The organism is Streptomyces sp. NPDC017993 (assembly GCF_044328065.1).
Lineage (GTDB): Bacteria > Actinomycetota > Actinomycetes > Streptomycetales > Streptomycetaceae > Streptomyces.
Genome location: NZ_JBIRGO010000002.1, coordinates 537,828 through 544,419 on the forward strand (window position 1 = coordinate 537,828; position 6,592 = coordinate 544,419).

Consider the following 6,592-nt stretch of genomic DNA (forward strand, 5'->3'; position numbering starts at 1 on the left):
ACCGGTCCTCCCGACGCGACCCGCCCGCTGACCTGCACTCCTCCGCTCCCGTAGACGGAAGGCGACCGTCCGTCACGGTGACCGCGCCCGGTCATACATTTCGACGAGCCTGTGGACAAAGCCGTTCCGGGGGTGCGTCATGGAACAGTGCTGTGCTTTCCCGGGGGCGCAGCACCCGAGGGTGGCCGTGCCGCCGGCCGACCTCCGGAGCGGTGCCGCCCCGGGACTGGTCGACATCGCGAGGAGTACCTCTGTGAAGGCTGTGTCTTCGAAGGACGACCCGGCGCGCATTCTCGTGGTCGGCGGTGGCTACGTAGGGATGTACACCGCGCTGCGGCTGCAATCGAAGCTGAAGCAGGAACTGCGGCAGGGCACGGTCGAGATCGTCGTGGTCGACCCCGAGCCCTATATGACGTACCAGCCGTTCCTGCCGGAAGCGGCGGCCGGCTCCATCTCCCCGCGCCATGTCGTCGTACCGCTGCGCCGGGTGCTGCCGCAGTGCCGGGTGGTCGTCGGCGAGGTCACCGCGATCGACCACAGCGAGCGGACGGCCACCATCACGACCCTCGCCGCGGAGGAGACCGGCGACGGTGCCATGGCGATCGGCTACGACGAACTCGTCCTCGCGCCCGGCTCGGTCTCCCGCACCCTCCCGGTCCCGGGCCTCGCCGAAGTCGGTATCGGCTTCAAGACCGTCGAAGAGGCCATCGGGCTGCGCAACCACGTCCTCGAACAGCTCGACATCGCCTCGTCCACCCGCGACCCCGCGGTCCGTGACGCGGCGCTGACCTTCGTGTTCGTCGGTGGTGGCTACGCGGGCGTGGAGGCGCTGGCGGAGCTGGAGGACATGGCCCGCTACGCCGCCCGGTACTACCACAACATCAAGCCCGAGGACATGAAGTGGATCCTGGTCGAGGCGACCGGCAAGATCCTTCCCGAGGTGGGTCCTGAGATGGGCCGGTACGCCGTCCGCGAGCTGCGCGGCCGCAACATCGACGTACGCCTCGACACCCGGCTGGACTCCTGCGAGAGCCGGGTAGCGGTGCTCAGCGACGGCTCCCGCTTCCCGAACCGGACCCTGGTGTGGACGGCGGGCGTCAAACCGCATCCCATCCTCGCCGCCACCAAGCTGCCGCTGACCGAGCGTGGCCGGCTCCGGTGCACCGCCGCGCTCCAGGTGGACGGCGTCGAACACGCCTGGTCCGCCGGCGACGCGGCGGCCGTCCCGGACCTGACGGCGGAGCCGGCCGAGCCCGGCGGACCCCGCCCGGAGTGCGCACCCAACGCCCAGCACGCCGTGCGCCAGGCCAAGGTGCTCGCCGAGAACGTCGCGGCGGCCGTCCGCGGCGGCCCGATCGTGGACTATGCGCACAAATACGCCGGATCGGTGGCTTCGCTGGGTCTGCACAAGGGCGTCGCGCACATCTACGGACGAAAACTGAAGGGCTATCCGGCGTGGTTCATGCACCGCGCCTACCACCTCAGCCGGGTGCCCACCTTCAACCGCAAGGCGCGGGTATTGGCCGAATGGACCCTCGCGGGCCTGTTCAAGCGCGAGATCGTCTCGCTCGGCTCGCTGGAGAACCCGCGGGCCGAATTCGAACTCGCGGCGGGCACGGGACGCCACAACGAAGCCAGTTGACGACCCCGCCCCACCAGGCGCGTTGGCGTACGGCCCGGCGTCGATGCGGCCGAACGGGTCATCGCGTGCAACTGCGCTCCGGCCCACGGCGTCTGACGGATGTCAGTCCGGTCGGCCACACTGGACGTGTGACCATGGGTGGGCTCGTATCTGCAAAGAGTGACAATCACGAGGATTCTGGACGTTTGCTGCATTCCGCCAGAGGGTGCCGAGAGTGCCCCCAGCCGACACTCCCCCCGTCTCCGGCCGGGCGGTTCCCCCATGCCGACGGCCCGAGCCCGCGCGACGACGCGAAGTAAGAGGTACACCTCCGTGATCTTCACGCGCTGGAGCGCCAAGCTCCCCGGCACACAGCGGCGTGCAGCCGCGCGGTCCGACCGCGCGACTCCGCCCGCGTCCGCCGCGTCCGCCGCGCCGACAACCGCCCCGCCCGCCGCGGCCACGGTGGCGCCCACCACGCCCCAGGCCGCCGAGGCCGAACCGGCCGCCCTCCCCGTGGACCCCGGCGCCGTCCCCGCCGCTCGCGCGGAACACACCGAAGCGGCCCCCGCCGAGACGCCCCTCCCCGTGTCCCTGCCGCCGACCGTCGACGCGCTGTCCGTCCACGACATCCTCGGCACCATCCCCGCCCTGGTGGCCGTGGTCTACGGCCCCGAGCACCGCATCGCCTACGTCAACGGCGCCTACGCCTCCGTCTTCGGGCCCCGCCCCGCCGGCCACACCGCCCGCGAAGCCCTGCCCGAGCTCGACGAGCTGGGGCTGCTGCCGCTGATGGACCAGGTGCTGCGCAGCGGCAAGCCCCGCACGGTCAAGTCCCGCCGCGTCCCGGGCGGCGCGGGGCAGGACCGCACCCGCGACGGCTACTACACCTTCACCTGCACCCCGATCGAGGTCGCCGCCAGCGGTCCGGCCCCCGACCCCGAGGTCGCCTGCGTCGCCCCGCACCACGGCGTGCTCGTCTTCGGCGCCGACGTCACCGACCAGATCGAGTCGGCCGAGCGGCTGCGGGCCAGCGAGGCCCGCCAGCGCGAGGCCGCGGTCACCCTCCAGCGTTCCCTGCTGCCCCAGGAGCTGGAGCAGCCGGACGACCTTCGTGTGGCAGCCACCTACCAGCCGGGCGGAACGGACGCGGCCGTCGGCGGGGACTGGTACGACGTCATCACCCTCGGCGCCGGCCGTACGGCCCTGGTCATCGGCGACGTCATGGGCCGCGGGGTGCGCGCCGCCGCTGTCATGGGCCAGCTGCGCACCGCCGTACGCGCCTATGCCCGCCTGGACCTGCCGCCCCACGAGGTGCTGCAACTCCTCGACGGCCTCGCCGCCGAGATCGACGCCAGCCAGATCGCCACCTGCGTCTACGCCGTCCACGACCCCAACGAAGGCCGCCTGGTCTACGCCTCGGCCGGGCACCTGCCCATCCTCGTCCGCGACCCGGACGGCGCCGTCCGCCGCGCCGCCGAGCCGACCGGCCCGCCCCTGGGCACCGGCGGCTGGCTGCACACCTCCGGCTCGGTCCCGCTCGGCCCCGGCTGCAGCGCCGTCCTCTATACGGACGGTCTGGTCGAGCGCCGCGACAAGGACATCGACGACGGGGTCGAGGCCCTGGAGCGTGCCTTCGCCGGCGCCACCGGAGCACCGGACATCGTCTGCGACCGGCTGCTGCGCGCCCTCGGCATCACCGCCACACATGACGACGACGTCGCGATCCTCGTCCTCCAGCACCCGGCGCGCACCGGCCACGACGCCGAGCTGTTCCACAACGCCGCCCTGGAACTCCACGGCGGCATCGAAGCGGCACCGCGCGCCCGCGCCTTCGCCTCCGGCGTCCTCGCCTCCTGGCGTTTCTCCCCCGAGCTGCACGACCTCGGCGTGCTCGCGGCCAGCGAACTCGTCGCCAATTCCCTGCAGCACGGCACCCCGCCGATGCGCCTGCGGCTGCGCCGTACGGACCGCCGGCTGATCGTCGAGGTCACCGACGGCGACGACCACCTCCCGCGCCGCCGCCGCGCCGAACCGGTGGACGAAGCCGGCCGCGGCATCTCCATCATCGCGACCATCGCCTCCTCCTGGGGCTCGCGCCGCACCCCGGGCGGCGGCAAGGCCGTCTGGTGCGAATTCGCCCTGCCGCGCCCCTAGGCCGGGGCAGCGAGGAGACAGCCACGCCGTTTCCCTCACTCCACAACGCATTGGTCCCGCGGCCGGAAGGACCGCGGGACCAATGCGTTGTGGAGTGAAATGCGTTGTGGATTGAGGCGACGTGGACGGAGGGTGCGGCGGGGGGAGGTCGGGGCCGAGGAGAGGCGCCGACGCCGCCGCCCTCAGACCGCGGCGCCCACCGTCTCCACCGGTTCCGCCGTCTCGGCCGGCGCGACCCGCGCCGCGGGCATCACCGGGGCCGACCGGTGCGGGTTGTCCTGCTCAGGGCCGAGCATCCGCCCCAGCCGCAGCGCCAGCACCGTGATCCCCAGCGCGCAGCACACCAGCATCCCGATGTAGGCCACGTGCATCCCATGGCCCACCATCAGCGCGCCCACCGCCGGGCCGACCGCCAGTGCCAGCTGCTTGACCAGCGCGAACGCCGAGTTGTACTGCCCGATCAGCGAGGCCGGCGCGAGATCGGCCACCAGCGGCGAGAGTGTCGGCGAGAGCATCGACTCACCCACACCGAACAACGCGTACGTCGAGATCAGCAGGGTCGTCGCCACGGCCTGCGCCCCGTGCACCAGCCCGGACAGACCGGCCGCCAGCCACGCCACCGTCCAGATCGCCCCGACCAGCGCCATGACCCGACTGCGACGCCGCCGCTCGACGAGCTTGAGCACCACGAACTGCGCCGCCACGATGGCCGCCGTATTCGCCGCGAGGGCGATGCCCAGCGTCGCCGGCGCGATCCGGGTGACCTCGGTGGCGTACGCCGCGAGGCCCGACTCGAACTGGCCGTAGCAGGCGAAGAACAGCACAAAGCCCAGCACACACAGCCACACCATCCGCCGGTCGGCGAACAGCATCCGCCAGGCGCCCGCGGCGCGCTCCGCGGTCGGCACCGCGTCCTCGACCTTCGGCGTACGCGGCAGCCGTACGGACGCGATCGCCGCTCCCAGAACCAGGAACATCGCGGCCTCGATGGCGAACAGCCGCACAAAGCTCGACGCATGCGACTCGTCGACGAGCAGCCCGCCGACCAGCCCGCCGACGCCCAGTCCCAGGTTGTTCAGAAAGAACTGGGTGGCGAACGCGCGCGACCTGGTCACCGTCGTCGAGCACCACACGATCGTCGTGGCGAGCGCCGGCTGGATCACCGCGATACCCGCTCCGAGGGCGATGGCGGACGCGATGACCAGCGGCTCGGTGGCGGACAGCCCGAGACCGAGCGCACCGAGAGCGGCCGAGACCGTACCGGCGACGGCCACCGGGAGGGGGCCGCGCCGGTCGATGACCCGACCGGTCAGCGGCAGGACGACCAGCGCCGCCACTGCCAACATCGCCAGCACCACACCGGCCGTACTCGCACCGAGATCCCGGACCTTCGCCACATAGACGTACAGATACGGAACCGTGAAGCCGTTGCCGAACGCGCTCAGTGCGTTCCCCAACTGGATCCGGCGCAGCGCGGCGCCCATCGCGGTGGTCACACTCACCTACCTAGGTCATGTCGTAAGGACGAGAGAGAAGAACCGGCCAGGAAGCCCAGGACGACCGAGCGGCCGGGCCGCACAGGCGGACCGACGAGCAGAACGGGCGGACCCGAACAGTCAGAAGCTGAAGACTTCGAAGCTAAAGTTCGAAGCTAAAGAGTACATGGCGAAGGACTTCAACGCCAATGAGTTACGTGCCATACTGCGCCGCATGCCTGAGCCCTCCGATGCGGCCGCCGACGTGACCGAGCCGAGCCTTGAGGAACAGATCGCGGCCTACCAGCGCGAGTTCCAGGACCTCGACCCCCAGGTGGAACAGGTCGTCTCCGCACTTCAGCGCCTCAACCGCCGGATGAACGTCGCCTACGGGCGGCAGACGGCGACCCTCGGCCTGAGCAACGCCGAATGGGAGGTCCTCAAGGCCCTCGTCGTCTCCGGCGCCCCCTATCAACTGGGTCCGGGTGAACTCGCCAAGCGCCTCGGCCTCACGCCGGCCGCCATGACCCACCGCATCGACCGCATGGCGAACGAAGGTCTGGTCACCCGCGACCGCGACGAGAACAACCGCGTCCGCGTCATCGTCGAGCTGACGGACGAAGGCCGCGAGAAGTGGCTCGCCGCGATGCGCCTGGCCTCCGTCTTCGAGGAAGACCTCCTCCAGGACCTCTCCGGCGAGGAACGCCAGCTCCTGGGCGGCGTGTTGACCCGCCTGCTGCGTCGCGTGGAGGATGCTCAACCGGACGCCGACGGCCGTCTCAACGACCTTGACTGACCTGAGTTGACACGGGTCTGCCCGATCCGTAGTGTTCTCCGAGTTGCCACGGAGCCGGAACGGTTCTGCGGCGGCCATCCCGCCGCTTCAGCGGCACACCACTACTGCACGGCCTCCTCACCGGGAAGCATTTCGGCATGCCGAAATTCGGACCGTGACTCGATTATGAGTCACCGAGGAATTCCGCTAAAGTAGTGATCACGCCGAAAGGCGCGAACAACCTCCTCCGACGGGGAATCGGAAACAAATTCGGACCGGAAACGGAACGGACTGGATCTGATAGAGTCGGAAAGGCCGGAAAGCGAAAGCAAGAAGGCCAACCCCGCTCCAACAGGGGGCCGGAGACGGAAACGGATCTGGTAAGGTTGGAACCGCGAAGAAGCCGAAAGGCCGAATCGCACCGGCGAAAATCAGGACCGCGAGGATCTGATAGAGTCGGAAACGCAAGACCGAAGGGAAGCGCCCGGAGAGCCTGGTGAAACAGGCACAAAGGAAGCGTCCGTTCCTTGAGAACTCAACAGCGTGCCAAAAGTCAACGCCAGA

4 protein-coding genes are annotated in these 6,592 nt (G+C 70.4%); 3 read left to right on the top strand and 1 reads right to left on the bottom strand.

The window, feature by feature from the left end; translation table 11 throughout:
* Positions 1-319: 319 nt before the first annotated feature.
* Both ACH4FH_RS05385 and ACH4FH_RS05390 read left to right on the top strand, forming a co-directional pair.
* A complete protein-coding gene (locus ACH4FH_RS05385; protein ID WP_398554418.1) occupies positions 320-1,642 on the top strand; it encodes an NAD(P)/FAD-dependent oxidoreductase in 1,323 nt (440 codons plus the stop codon).
* Positions 1,643-1,954: 312 nt separating this feature from the next.
* Complete coding sequence (locus ACH4FH_RS05390; RefSeq protein WP_398554382.1) at positions 1,955-3,778, top strand: SpoIIE family protein phosphatase; 1,824 nt, start codon at positions 1,955-1,957, stop codon at positions 3,776-3,778.
* 182 nt (positions 3,779-3,960) lie between these two features.
* Here ACH4FH_RS05390 and ACH4FH_RS05395 read toward each other — a convergent pair whose 3' ends face one another.
* Positions 3,961-5,274 (bottom strand): MFS transporter, encoded by a 1,314-nt coding sequence (locus tag ACH4FH_RS05395; RefSeq protein WP_398554419.1) that lies wholly within the window; start codon positions 5,272-5,274, stop codon positions 3,961-3,963.
* Positions 5,275-5,488: 214 nt separating this feature from the next.
* Here ACH4FH_RS05395 and ACH4FH_RS05400 point away from each other — a divergent pair, with 214 nt between their 5' ends.
* Entirely contained in the window at positions 5,489-6,049 is a 561-nt protein-coding gene (locus tag ACH4FH_RS05400; RefSeq protein ID WP_398554383.1) for a MarR family winged helix-turn-helix transcriptional regulator, read from the top strand.
* Positions 6,050-6,592 lie beyond the last annotated feature (543 nt).